Here is a 15,461-nt window from a genome sequence, read left to right on the forward strand (position 1 = left end):
CGCCAGCCGCTGCCGGCTACGGGCCGTTGCATGTCGGCACCGATATTGGCGGCTCTGTGCGCCTGCCTGCAGGCTGGACGGGCGTCTTCGGCTTCAAGCCGAGCCATGGGCGCATTCCGGTCGACCCCTATTATGTCGGGCGGTGTGCGGGACCGATGACCCGCACCGTGGAGGATGCCGCCTATTCAATGGCGACCCTTTCCCGCCCCGACTGGCGCGACGGTACCAGCCTGCCGCCGAATGATTTCGACTGGCTGGATCTCGATATCGATCTCAGCGGTATGCGGATCGGGCTGATGCTCGATGCCGGCTGCGGTCTTGCCGTCGATGAGGATGTGAGGATAGCGGTCGAAGAGGCCGCGAAGCTCTTCGAGAAGGCGGGAGCGACGATTGTTTCAGCCGCACCAGTGCTGACGCGTGCCATGCTGGATGGGCTCGACACTTTCTGGCGCTCGCGTTTCTGGGGCGACATTGCCGGGCTCAGCGAAGAGGGCCGCGAGAGTATTCTGCCCTATATCTATGAATGGGCGAAGGGCGGAGCCGATATCAGCGGCGTGGATGCCGTCAAGGGTTTCAACCAGACAATCGAGATGCGCAAGACCTGCGGCCGGCTTTTCACCGAGGTCGATGCGGTGTTGTCACCGACCAATCCGATCGTCTCCTATCCGGCCGAATGGCCCTCTCCGACCAACGATCCGAAGCTGCCCTTCGAGCATATCGCCTTCACGGTGCCGTGGAACATGTCGGAGCAGCCGGCGTCGTCCATCAATTGCGGCTTCTCGAAGGGCATGCCGATCGGCCTGCAGATCGTCGGGCCGCGCTTCGACGACATGCGCGTGCTCAGGCTTTCGAAAGCCTTCGAAAACTGGACGGGCGGCGTGAAAGACTGGCCAAAGCCGCCGACTGCCTAGAGCGATTACGCAATTTTAGAACGGCCGGCGATAGCCGGTCGGCTGCTCATAGAGCCAGCCGATGCGCTCGACGGCGGCCTCGAAATTCTCGCGCGCAACGGTCATCGTGTGGCCGTTGGCATGGATGATGGTTTCGGGATCTTCGAAGACAGCAACATGCCCCTTCCAGAAGACCAGATCGCCGCGGCGCACATCCGGGCGTTCGATCGGCTCGCCGAGATCAGCCGCCTGCATGTCGGTATCCCGCGGCGCGCTTCTGCCGGTCATGAGCAGCGCAAGCTGCACGAGGCCGGAGCAATCGATACCGAGGCCCGAGCGGCCGCCCCAGAGATAGGGCGTTTCCAGAAAGCGGGCGGCGATATCGACATAATCCTGGCCGTCCAAGGCACCCAGCGGCAGCAGGTGTTTGGCGAAGATCGCAGTGCCGTCATCGAGGACCAGATAGCGATTGCCGCGCGCTTCCGCTTCGCCGGCAATATGGACGCGGCTACCCATGGAGAGCACTGACTTATAGGGTTTACGCAGTTCCGGTTCGGGATAGAGGAAGGTGCGCTGCGGAACGACGATGTGGGTCGGGGCCGTGGCTGCTTCTGCAATTGCGTCCTCGGGCAGGTAGCCGACATAGCCGTCGGATGCGGCTTTGACCCAGCACCAGCCGTTGGCGCGATCGAATATCGTGACATCCTCGCCATAGAGCAGTTCCGTGTCGATGCCGCGGGCAAAGTCCGGCTGGGGCCGCAAGGCAACGACCGGGACGCAGACGCGGGCCGGCGTGCCGTTCACAAAGCGCGTCGCTTCGACCTTGCCCTCAAGGCCGGCTTCCGCGAGATCCGGGCGATAAGCGTGGAGGCGGCGGTCGAGCATCGTCATGGTATTCCTTTCAGATGGCCTTTCAGCCGGGGGCCTTTCAGACCTGAAGCTTGCGGCCCTGCTCGCGCACGAGATCGCCGAGCTTTTCGAGATAGAGCGCACCGCCGACGGTGCGCTTGATGATGACGTTACGCCGGTCGGCATCGTCGCGAACGCGGTCGACGAGGCCCATTTCCCCCATCGTATCCAGCGCCCGGGTGATGACCGGCTTCGTCACGTTCAGCGTAGCAGCCAGTCCGCGCACGGTATGCGGCGGCGGCACCAGATAGATATGCAGCAGGATCGCCATCTGGCGCAACGTCAAATCTCTGTTGTCGTGACGGACTTGGTTGAGCGCCACACTGTGCCAGAGGCCCAGCGCCTGCGAGGCGGTCAGTTCGATCGGCACGGCCCCTCCGGAAATCGTTACGCTAACGTTTCATTTTCCGGCAGTTACAGCGCGCAAGCAAGAGGCGGCACAAAATGCCGCCTCACAAGGTGAATAAAATTTTAACGATTGGCTCAGCGAAGGCTTTTGCTTTCACATGTCGTTATCGCCAAACCGCTGCACACTTTTGCGCGACATACTTTGGCGGCTCAGCGGACGTTGTGGCGGATATGGTGGTAAAGCGCACGGATGGCCTGCGCCTCGCCGCCTCCCGGCGAATGCGCGCGCTCGTTCGGCGCCCAGCCGTAGATATCGAAATGCGCCCAGCTTTTCGCCTTGCTGACGAAGCGCTTCAGGAAGAGTGCCGCGGTGATCGCACCGGCCATGCCGCCCGCCGGAGCATTGGTGATATCGGCAAACTTGGTGCGGATGTCCTTCTCGTAGCCGGCGTAAAGCGGCAGCCGCCAGAGCGGATCGTCCGTCTCGAGGCTTGCTTCCGTCAGGTCGTGAGCGAGGATCGCATCATCGGTGAAGAAGGGCGGCAGATCGGGGCCGAGGGCAACGCGAGCGGCACCCGTCAGGGTCGCCATGTCGATCAGCAGATCGGGTTCTTCCTCGTCGGCATAGGCGAGCGCATCGGCCAGAATCAGGCGACCTTCGGCATCGGTATTGTCGATCTGGACCGTCAGACCCTTGCGGCTCTTGTAGATGTCGCCGGGGCGGAAGGCATTCGACGAGATGGAATTCTCGACGACCGGGATGATGACGCGCAGATCCACCTTCACCTTGGCATCCATGATCATGAGCGCGAGGCCCATGACGTTTGCCGCGCCGCCCATGTCCTTCTTCATCAAGAGCATGGAGGAAGCCGGTTTGATGTCGAGGCCACCCGTATCGAAGCAGACGCCCTTGCCGACCAGCGTCACCTTGCGGTGGCCCTTCTTGCCCCAGCGCAGTTCCAGCAGGCGCGGCGCATCGGCGCTGGCGCGGCCGACAGTGTGAACGAGCGGGAAGTTCTCCTTGAGCAGGTCGTCACCGATGATGACCGACATCTCCGCCTTGTAATGGGCGGCAAGGCCGCGGAAGGCAGCTTCGAGCTGCTCCGGACCCATGTCGTTGGTCGGCGTATTGATGAGGTCGCGGGCGAGGAAGACACCGGCGAGCTGGCGCTTGATCTCATTGCCGTCGGCATCGCGCGGGATCATCAGCGTCGCAGCCGGGGATTTTTCAGATTTGTAACGGTCGAAACGGTAGCTGCCGAGGCCGAAACCGAGTGCCAGGCGGTTGGCCGTCAGCGGCGCAGTCTCGACATGCCAGTCGCCGGCCGGAAGTGCACGGGCGAGCTTGCCGGTTATAAAAGGCTGTTCCGACGGATTGGTGCCGAGGCCGAAGAGCGCGCCGCCGAGGTGACCCTCGGCGGTGGGGATCAGCAGCAGCGAGCCGCTTTCCGCCTTATAGCCGGCCTTGCCGGCCCAATCGAGCGCGATCGGATCGATCGTGCCGGTTTCGATATGGGCGGGCGTGACGGCGAAGATGGGCAGCGTCGACCCGCCCTTGGTGTTGAAAGGCGTGGGTCTTTCGATGAACTGGAAGGGGGCCATGATTGTCCTTAGCGGCGGGGCAGAATCATTTCTTAACTGTATGTTAGGGTTAACAGACTATTGCTGGAGCGAAGATTGCGTCAAACCTTTCCCTGTTCCGTTTCGAGGTCAGGCGCCGATTTATTCAGGAACGCGCAATGCCCTTCTCGGCCTCTACCCCTTTTAAGAAGCGTGTTTTTCAGGGAACCGTGGCTCTTCTCGCCATGCTCGCCCTCGGCGGCTGCTCGACAACATCAAAGGATCGGATGACAACCGGTTCGATCCCAAAACTCGACAGGCCAGTCGAGCAGATGGATGCCAACGAATTGCGGGCCGCCATCGACCGCGTCGGCCAAGCCTATGAGAAGAACCCGCGCGATCCCGTCAACGGCGTAAACTACGCCAATCTGTTGCGCATGAACGGACGCGACGCTCAAGCGCTTGCCGTCATGCAGCAGGTTGCCATCGCCAATCCCGCTGACCGCAACGTGCTTGCCGCCTATGGCAAGGCGCAGGCCGCCGCGGGGCAGCTTCAGCAGGCGCTGGATACGATCGGCAGGGCACAGACACCCGATCGGCCCGACTGGCGGCTGATCTCGGCGGAAGGCGCGATCCTCGATCAGATGGGCAAGCCAAGCGACGCGCGCCAGCGCTACCGCGATGCGCTCGATATTCAGCCAAATGAGCCATCGATCCTTTCCAACCTCGGCATGTCCTATCTTCTGACGGGCGATCTGCGCACGGCGGAAACCTATCTTCGCTCGGCGGCAGGCCAGCCTTCCGCCGACAGTCGCGTGCGCCAGAACCTTGCCCTCGTCGTCGGCCTACAGGGCAGATTCCCCGAGGCAGAGCAGATTGCGCGGCGCGAGCTTTCGTCGCAGCAGGCCGATGCGAATGTCGCCTATCTCCGCGGCATGCTTTCCCAGCAGAATTCCTGGCAGAAGCTCGCGGCAAAAGACACGACGTCGCCTGCTGCCGCCAACACCAACTGACCTATTTGCTGCTCAGTCCCGAGAGGATGAGACGCAGGCCGAGGCCGGCCATGACAGCGCCTGCCGCCCTGTCGATCCAGACCTTGGCGGCGATATAGAGCTTTCGCGGATGATGGGCCGAGAAGGCGAATGCCACAATCGCATACCATCCCGCCTCCACCAGGAAGACGCCCACCGGCAGTGCCAGCAAAAGCTCCGCCGGCACGGTTTTGGGCAGCAGTGCTGCAAAGATGCTGGCGTAGACGACGATCGTCTTCGGATTGCTCAACTGCGTCAGCAGAGCGGCCGTAAAACTGCGTGCCGGCATGCTTTTGCCGGCGACATCGCCCGACAATACAAGCGGCTCGCTCGCTCCCTTCCAGATCGCGAAGGCGATGTACAGCAGGTAGGCCCCGCCAGCGATCTTCAACACCAGATAGAGCCACTCGAATTGTGAAAGCAGCGCCGTCAAACCGGCAAGCGCAAGGATAGCGAAGGTCACGCCGCCGATACCCATGCCGAGTGCAGCGGCAAGCCCGTCAAAGCGGGAACGGGAAATGGCAATGCGCGAGACGACGACGAAACTCGGACCGGGACTCATGGCGCCGATCATCAAAGCGCTGATGATGCTAATAAAGATGCCCAGAGAGGACATGGCAAAACTCCATTTTTCACGCAATTCCGGACTCAAAACCGCTGTATAGTTTTGCCGGTATTGCTCACGTGATCAAGGGTTGCCGAGGCGGGCGGCGCGAAGTTCCGCGCTTACCGATGGGTCGCCATCCGTTTCGCCAGTCACGCGGAAAAGCAGGTCGTCGGATCTCTTGACGGCGATAAGCGTCAGAACCGGTCGGCAACCTGGATGCCGGCAGGACCAAGGATGACGGCGACCAATACCGGCAGGAAGAAGAGGATCATCGGAACGGTCAGCTTCGGCGGCAGGGCAGCAGCCTTCTTTTCCGCCTCGTTCATACGTTCGTCGCGGCCTTCCTGCGCAAGCACGCGCAGCGCCGTCGCAACCGGCGTGCCGTAGCGGTCCGCCTGCATCAGCGCCTGGGTGACCGAACGAACGAGATCGATCTGGGTGCGAGTTGCGAGATTCTCGAGCGCGACGCGGCGATCCGGCAGGAAAGAGAGCTCAGCGGTCGTCAGCACCATTTCTTCGGCAAGCGGGGGCGATTGTTCGCCGAGCTCTTCGGAGACCCGACGCATCGCCGCTTCGATGGAAATGCCCGATTCCACGCAAATCAGCATCATGTCCAGCGCGTCCGGCCAGGCGCGCTTGATGGATAGCTGACGCTTGCCCATACGGTTGGAGATATAGATGTTCGGTGCATAGAAGCCGATATAGGCGATACCGATGACGATGAAGACTCGTATCGGCAGGCCCTTGTCGGCAAGATTGCCGAGGCCGAACATCCAGAATGCGGCAACGGCCAGGAAGAGAAACGGCAGAAGAAAGCGCGCGACGAGGAAGGTGTTCAACGCGTTTTCCGAGCGCAGACCAGCCGCGCGCAACTTGTTCATGGTGTTGTCGTCGACAAGCGCCTTGCGCAGGTTGAAACGCTCGACGATCTGGCGGACGGATCGATTGTTCTGGTTTCTGAGCGTGGCCTTGCTGCCGACATCGGCATTCAGACGGGCGCGCTCGCGGGCGCGGATCTGCTCGCGCTCGGTCGAGACGGCCTTCATGCGCTTGTTGAGATCGCCACGCTCGAAAAAGGGAACGGCAAGCGTGTAGAAGGTGGCGAAGACTGCAATGGCGACGAGCACCGCCACGATCATGGCGGGATCGGTCAATGTTGCGGCAAGTTCCTGCGACATGCTGCTTTGCTCCCGCTAGATATCGAAGTTGATCATGTTGCGCATCACGAAGATGCCGATCGACATCCAGACCGCCGAAAAGCCCATGATGAAGTGGCCGCGCGGATCGGTGAACAGGATCATCATGTATTGCGGCGACGTCAGGTAGACGAGCGTGGCAACGATGAATGGAAGGGCGCCGATGATGACGGCAGATGCCTTGGCTTCCATCGACAGCGCCTTGACCTTGGCCTTCATCTTCTTGCGGTCGCGCAACACCTTGGAGAGATTGCCGATCGCTTCCGACAGGTTGCCGCCGGCCTGTGACTGGATGGCGATGACGATCGCGAAGAAATTGACTTCCTGCAACGGCATCTGATTGGTCATGCGGGCGCAGGCTTCGGGCACGCTGAGGCCCACCTGCTGCGATTCGACGATACGCCGGAATTCGCCCTTGACGGGCTCGACCCCCTCGGTCGCAACGAGGCGGATCGCATCGTTCAGCGGGAGGCCGGAGCGGATGGAGCGGACGATGACGTCGAGCGCATTCGGAAATTCATCGAGGAACTTGTTCTGCCGGCGCGAGACGAGGAAGCCCACCACCCAGCGCGGCAGACCAAGCCCTGCGACCACGGGCACGCCAAGCATGATCGGTGTCGATGCGCCGGCGATGAAAAGCACGACCAGCAGCACAAATGCGAAGAGCGCGCTGAAAAGATAGAAGCGGGCGGGCGTGATCGGCAGTCCCGCCTGCACCAGGCGGGATTTCAGAGACAGCGTTTTCTTGGTCTTTTCGTGCTGCCGCTTTTCGAGATCCTTCAGGTTGTCCTGCACCGATTTGCGGCGCTTCGACAGTTCCTGCACACGGTCGCGGGCGGCCTTGACCTTGGTGCGATCGAGTTCGGCCGACTTGACGCGGTTGATGCGGCTTGCCGATTTCTTGTCGCTCTCGATACGAGAGAACAATACGGCATAGCTCACCGCGGCCGCCGCAACGGCTGCGAGAACGACGATTGCCAACACTGTCGGATCGATGCCGAACATCTCAATCCTTCGATTTCGATTCCATCTCGTCGAGCGCGGCGGCGAGGCGTTTTTCTTCGTTGTAATAGCGGGCCCGATCCCAGAAATGCGGCTTGCCGATGCCGGCAGACATATGGCGGCCAATCAACCGGCCGCTCGCGTCCTCGCCGTCGATCTCGTAACGCATCAGGTCCTGAGTGATGATGACGTCGCCCTCCATGCCGATCACCTCGGTGATCTGGGTGATGCGACGCGAACCGTCGCGCAGGCGCTGCGCCTGGATGATGACGTCGATCGAGGAGGAGATGATCTCGCGCACGGTCTTTGCCGGCAGGGTGAAGCCACCCATGGCGATCATCGATTCCATACGGCTCAGGCATTCGCGCGGGTTGTTGGCGTGGATCGTTCCCATGGAACCGTCGTGGCCGGTGTTCATGGCCTGCAGGAGGTCGAAAACCTCCGGTCCGCGCACTTCGCCGACGATGATGCGTTCGGGACGCATACGCAGGCAGTTCTTGACGAGGTCGCGCATGGTGATTTCGCCCTCGCCTTCGATGTTCGGCGGGCGAGTTTCCAGACGTACCACATGCGGCTGCTGGAGCTGCAGTTCGGCCGTATCCTCGCAGGTGATAACGCGCTCGTCGCGGTCGATGTAGTTCGTCAGGCAGTTCAGAAGCGTGGTCTTGCCGGAACCCGTACCGCCGGAGATGATGACGTTGCAGCGGACGCGGCCGATGATCTGCAGGATGGTCGCGCCTTCCGGCGTGATAGCGCCGAAGCGCACGAGCTGATCAAGCGTCAGCTTATCCTTCTTGAACTTACGGATGGTGAGTGCCGGGCCATCGATGGAAAGCGGCGGCGCGATGACGTTGACGCGCGAGCCGTCAGGCAGGCGCGCGTCGCAGATCGGGCTCGATTCATCGACGCGGCGGCCGACCTGGCTGACGATGCGCTGGCAGATCGAAAGAAGCTGCGAATTGTCGCGGAAACGGATTTCGGATTCGATGGTCTTGCCGCCGACTTCGATGAAGGTCTGACCCGCGCCATTGACCATGATATCGGCAATGTCGTCGCGCGCCAGCAGCGGCTCGAGTGGGCCGTAGCCAAGCACGTCGTTGCAGATATCCTCGAGCAGTTCCTCCTGCTCGGAGATCGACATCGCGAAATTCTTGATGGTGATGATATCATTGACGATATCGCGGATTTCCTCGCGCGCGCTTTCGCCATCCAGCTTGGACAGCTGCGAGAGGTCGATCGTATCGATCAGCGCGGAAAAGACCTGCGCCTTGGTATCGTAATATTCGTCCGTGCGGGCGGGACGCTTGCGCTGCGGCGTCTGCATCGGCGGCGGCGCCACCTGCTGGCGGACAGGCTCGCGCGACGGCTCGACGAGCACCGCGGGACCGGATGGGGCTGCCGGGGCGGCAGCCGGCATCGGCGGCGGCGGAGCGGCGACACCGCCGGCACCGGCCTTTCCGAAACCTTCATTTCCGCGTTTTCCGAACATTGATCCGATCCAATTCTACTCGTTCACTTACGCTTCAGAAGGCCGAGAAGGCCGCCCTTCCTGGATTTCCTGATTGCAACGCGACCCGTGACGATGTGCGAGATCTGCGAAAAAGTCTCCGCCGTCGGAGATTTCGGATCGACCTCCGAAATCATCCGGCCACTGTTGGCGGCGTTTCCGAAGAGGCCGATATCGAAGGGAATGATGGCAATCGGTTCGACTTCCAGCGGTTCGCAGAAATCGGAAACCGAGATTTCCGGCCGCTTCGGCATGCCGACCTGATTGAGAATGAGATGCGGCACCTTGTCGTTCGGGCGTATCTTGCGGAGCGCATCGAGCATGTTCTTGGTGTTGCGCAGGTTGGCGAGATCGGGAACTGCGCAGATAACCACTTCGTCAGCGCTCGAGAGTACCGTACGCGTCCAGTCCGACCAGGCATGCGGAACGTCGAGCACCGTGACAGGCGCGCTGCGCTGCAGCACATCCATGACAGGCTGGAAGGCCTGGCCCTCGAAATCATAGGCACGGTCGAGAAGCGAGGGGGCGGCCAGCAGCGAAAGATGCTCCGAGCACTTGGTCAGCAGGCGGTCGAGGAAAACCTCGTCAAGCCGCTCCGGCGCAAAGACGGCCTCGGCAATGCCCTGGGCCGGATCCTGATCGAAATCGATGTTCGCCGTGCCATAGGGCAGGTCGAGATCGGCCAGGATCGTTTCGGTCGAGAACAGGTTCGAGATGCCGAAGGCGCAATTATGAGCGATGGTCGATGCGCCGACACCACCCTTGGCGCCGATAAAGGCGATGCTGCGGCCAAGCGGCTCGGCTTCCGGATCGACGAAGATCGTCGCCATCGCACCCATGATATCGGGCATGGCGACAGGCTGGACCATATATTCGGAAATGCCGTTGCGGATCAGATCGCGGTAGAGACCGATATCATTGTAGTAACCGACGATGATGACTTTGGTCGAGGGATCGCAGACGGCGGCGAGCGGTGCAAGTTCGGCAAGCAGGTTGGCCGGGTTCGCCCTGGTTTCAAGGATGATCAGGTTCGGTGTGGGTGCGCCGGAGAACATGTTCGCAGCGGCGGCCGTGCCGCCGCTGGTAATGCGCAGACTGACTTTAGACATGCGCCGGTCGTTGGCGCAGCGCTCCATCATCCGCTGCAGTCCTTCGCTTTCGCAGAAGGCATGAACGGAGATGCGCGGCAGCGGCCGCATGTTTTCCAGTTCGCCCATGCGCATCGCCTCTTCGGCATGGCGGATTTCGCTGGTATTCTTTATCTCGTAGTCGACGGTGCTCATCGTTCCATCCCGCCTGATCAGAAACCGGTCTGGCCGGAATCGACGTCCTCGATCGTGGACGTCGTCGTCCGGTATTCCTGGATCGCCTGATTGCGCCGCTCTGCGTCGATCGGGGTCATGCCGCGCGGAGCGACGAAATCTTCCGGATTGGCGACCTGGGCGGCGAGGTTGTTCTGCGAGGCACAACCGAAATTGTAGTAATTCTGGTTCGTGAAGTCGGCCGTGATATCCTTCGGCCATTGGCCGCACTGGGTCGTTACCGCCGTCGTGCCAGTGAAGCTCAAGCGTATCGGAGCGGCATCGAGAACGCCGGTTGCCGCATAAGACGTATTGATGATCTTGTTGCTGGCAATGCCACGCGAAGCAAGTTCGGCTCGAACCTGGCTGCGCAAGGCGCGGGCCGCTCCTGCATTTGCCGAACCCTCAGGGGACAGGATGTAGACTGGGCCAGACGCGCGCGACACATAATTTTGCGCAAAGCCGCGGATCAGTTCACGCTGGGCGATCGTCAGGCGGCGATCGCTGGAGGCAACGGGAATATCTACCGTTTGCTCGGCTTCCGTCACGACGATGGGATGGCGCTCCCGGTAATCATCGGGAATGCCGCCAGTCGTAAGCTGGTCATGCGGGCCGGCACAGCCAGAGAGAATTGCAACGGCGAGTGATGCAGCCACGAGCAAAGGCTTTGTCGTGCGGAAATGTTTCGGGCTCCAATGGGCCATCGCCTGATCTCTGTTCGTTTTCATCGGTTCAGACCGTGCCCCGTTCATTTGTAGATAAATCCGATGGAACCGTGGAACTGCGCATCGGCAACCGGCGCCTGGCGGCTGCCGTAAACCTTGTTGACGCGGTTCATGAAGAATGCGGACGCATCATTCGTCGGGCTGAAATTGTCATCCGGCCGATTGAGCTGATTGCGCCCCACCGGACGTACCAGATAGGGCGTCGCAATAATGACGAGTTCCGTTTCCTGGCGCTCAAATCCCTTCTGGCGGAAGAGCGTGCCGAGAAGCGGGATCTTCGAGACGCCAGGTGTCCCGTTCATCGTCTGGGAAACGTTGTCGCGGATGAGGCCTGCAAGAGCGATCGAACCGCCCGAGGGGAGTTCGACCGAGGTCTCTGCCGAGCGGCGCTGATAGGTAGGCGCTGCACCCGATACCGACGGCGCCGGCTCGGAGACGTTGGTCTTGATCTGCAGGGCGATGCGGCCCGACGAAAGGACCACCGGCTTGAAGGCCAGATTGATACCGTAGTTATAGGGAACGACGGTGACATTGCCGTTATTGTCCGTCGTTGAATAAAGAACCTGACCGCCGGAATTGAAAGTCGCAGCCTGGCCGGAGATCGCCGTCAACGTGGGCTCGGCCAGCGTGCGGACGACCTTGCCCTGTTCCAGCGCATTCAGATAGGTCGAAATATCGTACTTGCCGATCGAATTCTTGAAGAGTGCTGCGAGGCCGCCACCGACGACGGATGTGGCCGTATCCGCCGATGGGCTACCGAGCTGGGCGACCGTCATGCCCGAGGAATTGGTGACGAGATTGTCGAAGCCAAGCTGTTTCAGGATTTCACGGCGAACCTCGGCGATCGTGACCTTGAGCGTGACCTGGTCCTCGCCCTGGATCTGCAGGAGGTTGACGACCTGGGAAACCTGGCGGTTTTCGGCAAAGAGCGCAACCGCACTGTCGCCGCCGGTACCTGACGCGGTTTCCGTGCGCGTCGTGGCCTCGCCGCCCTTCAGGAATGCTTCGGCGAGCGATGCTGCCTGGGTTGCATCCTGCGGCGTGCGAACGGTACCCGTCAGCACGATATTATCGGAAACGATCTCGACTTTGATGGCGGAGTCGGGAATGAAGCGGCGCAGATTGGCCTCGAGACCGGAAACGTCGCGTTCGATCTCGATATCGAGGCTGACGACCTCCTCGCCGCTGGCGCCGAAAACGAAGATATTGGTCTGCCCGACCTTCTTGCCGAAAAGATAGATGCGCCTCGACGTACGGGTCACGGCATCGGCCATGCTGGGATCGGAAACGAGAATGTCATGTGCGTCTTCCGGCAGGTCGACGACAACAGCCTTGTTGAGGCCGAGCTTCAGACGGCGATGTGCGCCGGGACCGCTTTGCGAAATACGGATGAGGCTTTCCGAGGCGGCGTTGGCCTGCTTCACGTCGAAGGGCGCATGCAAGGAAAGCGGCGTCACGCCCGTCGCTGCCATTGCCAGAGAAAGGCAGCCGGTCAGGAAAAGCCTGGTGCGCTGTTTTGAGTTGCCCATCTGCATTTCCCTTACTCCGGCTTCACTGAGCCGGTGGCATCCGTGACGATGGAGCCGGACTTGATGACCTGAATGATTGCGCTGCCGTTATCGCCGCTCAGCAGATAATCTGCCGCGCTGGTGTCCTGCTCCTGCGCGTCGGCGACGGAACGCAGGGCAAGCGAAAGGCGATCGGCCATCTGCTGGGCGACGGCCAGAACCTTGGTCTGGTCGGGGGTCAGCTCCAGGGTTGCTGTCGTGCCGACCGCGGCCTTGGTGCCGTCCTCCTTCTCCTCGATCTGCTGGTCGATGGCGAGAACGCGGACATTGCTGAGCACGGTTTCGGTTATGTATTTGTCCGTGCCCTGCCCCTTGCGCACCATGATGATATCGACGCGGTCATTGGGGAGGATGAAGCCGCCGGCGCCGGTCGCCACGGAAATTTCGGTCGCGACGGCGCGCTTGCCGGCAGGCAGCAGCGAGGACAGAATACGGCTGTTGGAATCTGCGACCTTTTCCGGACGGATCGGCTCTCCCTCGAAGACGGGCAAGCGTACGACAGCGCCCTGCAGATCCTTGATCGCGTCCGGCCGGTCGGTCTCGGTAATGAAGCCCTGGACAACGCCATTCTGAGGCCAGGCCATCCAGTGAACGGTCTTCTCATCCAGTCTCGCGCCGACAGGAAGATTGGCGCTTGAGACCAATACGTTGACGGTCGGTTCCTTCTCGATGACGGATTGGACCTTCGTCACGACACCGCCGCTACCGGCCATGTTCATCGCAAGAAGACCGGCGAGGCCGGCTGCCACCACGGCGACAGCTAAGATAATAAGGCGGGCCGGTTTCATTGATCATTCCTTGGGGCACAACGCGTTCGCCCCGCAGAATGCTCAGGAATTGGTATAATTATGGTTAATGGAACACTTACATTCTAAGTTAACGGCCGATTAAAATGCCGTCATTTCAGGCTTTCCAGCGCGGCAATGAAGAGCGGCGAGGACGGGAAGGCCAGGAAGCCGCCGATCGCGATGGCGATACCATAGGGAATTTTCTTGGCGAGCAGGAGCGAATTGGGAATGGGCAGGCCGATGGCCAATATCGTATTTGATTGTGACCGGATCAACAGGATCGCCAACGTCACCAAGCCGCCGATGACACCAACATAGGTCAGAAAAGACAGCAGAGCGGGATCGTAACCAAACCAGAGTGCGGCGGCGCTTAGGAGTTTCGCGTCTCCACCACCCATCACATTGAGCGCAAAGAAGGCAAAGCAGATGCCGAACACGATGGCGGCACCAAGCGCATGCATTCCGATCACCGGAAGAGCCAAGCCGCTTAAAGGCGCCAGCACGGCAAATGCAACCATCATGATCAATGATACCCTGTTCGGGATCGTCATCGTCAACAGATCGGTTATGGCCGCAAAAGCAAGGCAGAGCGGAAAAACCAGAAGGATTGCGGCTACGATCATCTTCTCACCTGCCCCAAGTTCTCATCTGCCCCAAGGTCTCATCTGCCCAACACAAACAGGCTCACGGCGGTTCGCTCGTGAGCCTGATCGCTGTGAACCAGAGCTACGCTCCAGTTATTACGGAGTGGTCTTCGTCGTGGCATTCGTCAGCTTTAGACCGAGCTCGCCGAACGTGTCATTGAGCTTGGTGCCGAGCGTGGTGGCGCCAGCAACGAGGGCTACGGAAATGAGGGCGGCGATCAGGCCGTATTCGATTGCGGTCGCGCCGGATTCATCTTTCAAAAAACGGCTAAAAAGCTTGATCATGGTCACTCCTAACTCCAGTTGATGCTCTGAACCAGAGCTACGCTCCAGTTAATTACGGAGTGGTCTTCGTCGTAGCGTTGGTCAGCTTCAAGCCGAGTTCACCGAACGTCGAGTTGAGCTTGGTGCCGAGCGTGGTGGCACCAGCAACGAGGGCTACGGAAATGAGAGCGGCGATCAGGCCGTATTCGATTGCGGTCGCGCCGGATTCATCCTTCAGAAAACGGCTAAAAAGCTTGGTCATGGTTACTCCTAACTCCAGTTGATGTTCAGCACGTCCGCCAACTGTTGCCGTTGATCGGATGGCTGCAACCTAGCGAATGGCCGTTTCCATCGACTTAATGAAATACGTTAACAAGGTGTAAACGAGACAACCGGCCCTGTCAGGGTAAGTAACTCCTTACCGCATTGCTTGCATTTCTAAGGAATTTCCGGGAGCAAAGTGGAACAATAGCTTTCGAGCATCCAGAAATGGGACGCGTTTCTGAGACACATCGATCGCGTGCGCCGCAGACGCGTCTCGAAACGATCCAGAGCGTTTCACTCATGAACATGGCTTGGAGGGCTTAAAGCTTCGTTCACCATTTTTTTCCATTCTATCTGCAATTTGCATTACGATCGTGAAAGAGGGCCAAAATGCCATCGAACGGCAAGACCGTTTTCTTTGCCTGGGTGATTGCGGCTCTTACGGCATCCGCGGCCTCCTCCCAGGAAGACATGCTGCGCGTCTATATGGATCACGCGCGCGTCCTGAAGCTCGACCGGCCGGTCAGCAAGGTCATCGTCGGCAATTCCAAGGTTGCCGATGCGACTGTCGCCGATGCCAAGACAATCGTCTTGACGGGCCGCGCCTTCGGCACCACCAACATCGTACTGCTCGATGGCGACGGCAACGCCATTCTGGACGAACGCATCCTCGTCTCCATCGACGAGGGCAATACAGTGCGCGTCTATCGCCAGACGGAGCGCTCGGTTCTTTCCTGCACGCCCAATTGCGAACAGCATTCGCAGCAAGGTGAAGCCACCGCCGGAAACTGATCGATATACGCCCAGCTCACACCTATTTGTTAAAATAGCTGCTCCGGCCTGAAACGGAATATCAA

At 60.3% G+C, this 15,461-nt stretch carries 17 protein-coding genes and 1 riboswitch; of the genes, 3 read left to right on the plus strand and 14 right to left on the minus strand.

Going from position 1 to position 15,461, the window contains the following annotated elements:
* Positions 1–911, plus strand: a 911-nt coding sequence (locus PMI11_RS35180) for an amidase (protein WP_007827267.1), incomplete at its 5' end; no start/stop codon positions are given.
* A 15-nt stretch (positions 912–926) separates the two neighbouring features.
* Here the strand turns inward: PMI11_RS35180 and PMI11_RS35185 are convergent.
* The 3 genes from PMI11_RS35185 to PMI11_RS35195 form a co-directional block, all read right to left on the minus strand.
* Positions 927–1,781 (minus strand): C40 family peptidase, encoded by an 855-nt coding sequence (locus tag PMI11_RS35185; RefSeq protein WP_007827269.1) that lies wholly within the window; start codon positions 1,779–1,781, stop codon positions 927–929.
* A 37-nt stretch (positions 1,782–1,818) separates the two neighbouring features.
* Complete coding sequence (locus PMI11_RS35190; protein WP_007827271.1) at positions 1,819–2,169, minus strand: MarR family transcriptional regulator; 351 nt, start codon at positions 2,167–2,169, stop codon at positions 1,819–1,821.
* 188 nt (positions 2,170–2,357) lie between these two features.
* Entirely contained in the window at positions 2,358–3,749 is a 1,392-nt protein-coding gene (locus PMI11_RS35195; RefSeq protein WP_007827272.1) for a leucyl aminopeptidase, read from the minus strand.
* A 137-nt stretch (positions 3,750–3,886) separates the two neighbouring features.
* On the opposite strand from PMI11_RS35195, the gene PMI11_RS35200 reads away from it, so the two are divergent.
* Entirely contained in the window at positions 3,887–4,720 is an 834-nt protein-coding gene (locus PMI11_RS35200) for a tetratricopeptide repeat protein (RefSeq protein ID WP_007827274.1), read from the plus strand.
* A 1-nt stretch (position 4,721) separates the two neighbouring features.
* On the opposite strand, the gene PMI11_RS35205 is transcribed toward PMI11_RS35200, so the two are convergent.
* The 11 genes from PMI11_RS35205 to PMI11_RS35255 form a co-directional block, all read right to left on the minus strand.
* Entirely contained in the window at positions 4,722–5,354 is a 633-nt protein-coding gene (locus PMI11_RS35205; RefSeq protein ID WP_007827276.1) for a LysE family translocator, read from the minus strand.
* A gap of 74 nt (positions 5,355–5,428) precedes the next feature.
* Positions 5,429–5,508, minus strand: a riboswitch (ZMP/ZTP riboswitch).
* Positions 5,509–5,539: 31 nt separating this feature from the next.
* Positions 5,540–6,523, minus strand: coding sequence for a type II secretion system F family protein (locus PMI11_RS35210; RefSeq protein ID WP_007827278.1), 984 nt, complete (start codon positions 6,521–6,523; stop codon positions 5,540–5,542).
* A 15-nt stretch (positions 6,524–6,538) separates the two neighbouring features.
* Positions 6,539–7,546, minus strand: coding sequence for a type II secretion system F family protein (locus PMI11_RS35215; RefSeq protein ID WP_007827280.1), 1,008 nt, complete (start codon positions 7,544–7,546; stop codon positions 6,539–6,541).
* Position 7,547: 1 nt separating this feature from the next.
* On the minus strand, positions 7,548–9,032 hold the full coding sequence (locus tag PMI11_RS35220) for a CpaF family protein (protein WP_007827282.1): 1,485 nt from the start codon (positions 9,030–9,032) through the stop codon (positions 7,548–7,550).
* Between the two features lie 23 nt (positions 9,033–9,055).
* The gene (locus PMI11_RS35225) at positions 9,056–10,333 is read right to left on the minus strand and encodes an AAA family ATPase (protein ID WP_007827283.1); all 1,278 of its coding nucleotides are present in this window, start codon (positions 10,331–10,333) and stop codon (positions 9,056–9,058) included.
* 17 nt (positions 10,334–10,350) lie between these two features.
* Positions 10,351–11,103: a CpaD family pilus assembly protein gene (locus PMI11_RS35230; protein ID WP_037072707.1), complete on the minus strand. Its 753-nt coding sequence runs from the start codon at positions 11,101–11,103 to the stop codon at positions 10,351–10,353.
* The gene (locus PMI11_RS35235) at positions 11,100–12,605 is read right to left on the minus strand and encodes a type II and III secretion system protein family protein (RefSeq protein WP_037072709.1); all 1,506 of its coding nucleotides are present in this window, start codon (positions 12,603–12,605) and stop codon (positions 11,100–11,102) included. The genes PMI11_RS35230 and PMI11_RS35235 overlap by 4 nt, the downstream gene beginning before the upstream one ends.
* Positions 12,606–12,616: 11 nt before the next feature.
* Entirely contained in the window at positions 12,617–13,432 is an 816-nt protein-coding gene (gene cpaB, locus PMI11_RS35240) for a Flp pilus assembly protein CpaB (RefSeq protein ID WP_007827286.1), read from the minus strand.
* A gap of 110 nt (positions 13,433–13,542) precedes the next feature.
* Positions 13,543–14,055: an A24 family peptidase gene (locus PMI11_RS35245; protein ID WP_007827287.1), complete on the minus strand. Its 513-nt coding sequence runs from the start codon at positions 14,053–14,055 to the stop codon at positions 13,543–13,545.
* Between the two features lie 117 nt (positions 14,056–14,172).
* Positions 14,173–14,361, minus strand: coding sequence for a Flp family type IVb pilin (locus PMI11_RS35250; RefSeq protein WP_007827289.1), 189 nt, complete (start codon positions 14,359–14,361; stop codon positions 14,173–14,175).
* A gap of 52 nt (positions 14,362–14,413) precedes the next feature.
* Positions 14,414–14,602, minus strand: a complete 189-nt coding sequence (locus PMI11_RS35255) for a Flp family type IVb pilin (protein WP_007827291.1) — start codon at positions 14,600–14,602, stop codon at positions 14,414–14,416.
* Positions 14,603–14,994: 392 nt separating this feature from the next.
* Between PMI11_RS35255 and PMI11_RS35260 the strand changes: the two genes are divergently transcribed.
* A complete protein-coding gene (locus PMI11_RS35260; RefSeq protein WP_007827293.1) occupies positions 14,995–15,396 on the plus strand; it encodes a pilus assembly protein N-terminal domain-containing protein in 402 nt (133 codons plus the stop codon).
* Positions 15,397–15,461 lie beyond the last annotated feature (65 nt).

This window comes from Rhizobium sp. CF142 (genome assembly GCF_000281145.1).
In the GTDB taxonomy this organism is placed as follows: domain Bacteria; phylum Pseudomonadota; class Alphaproteobacteria; order Rhizobiales; family Rhizobiaceae; genus Rhizobium.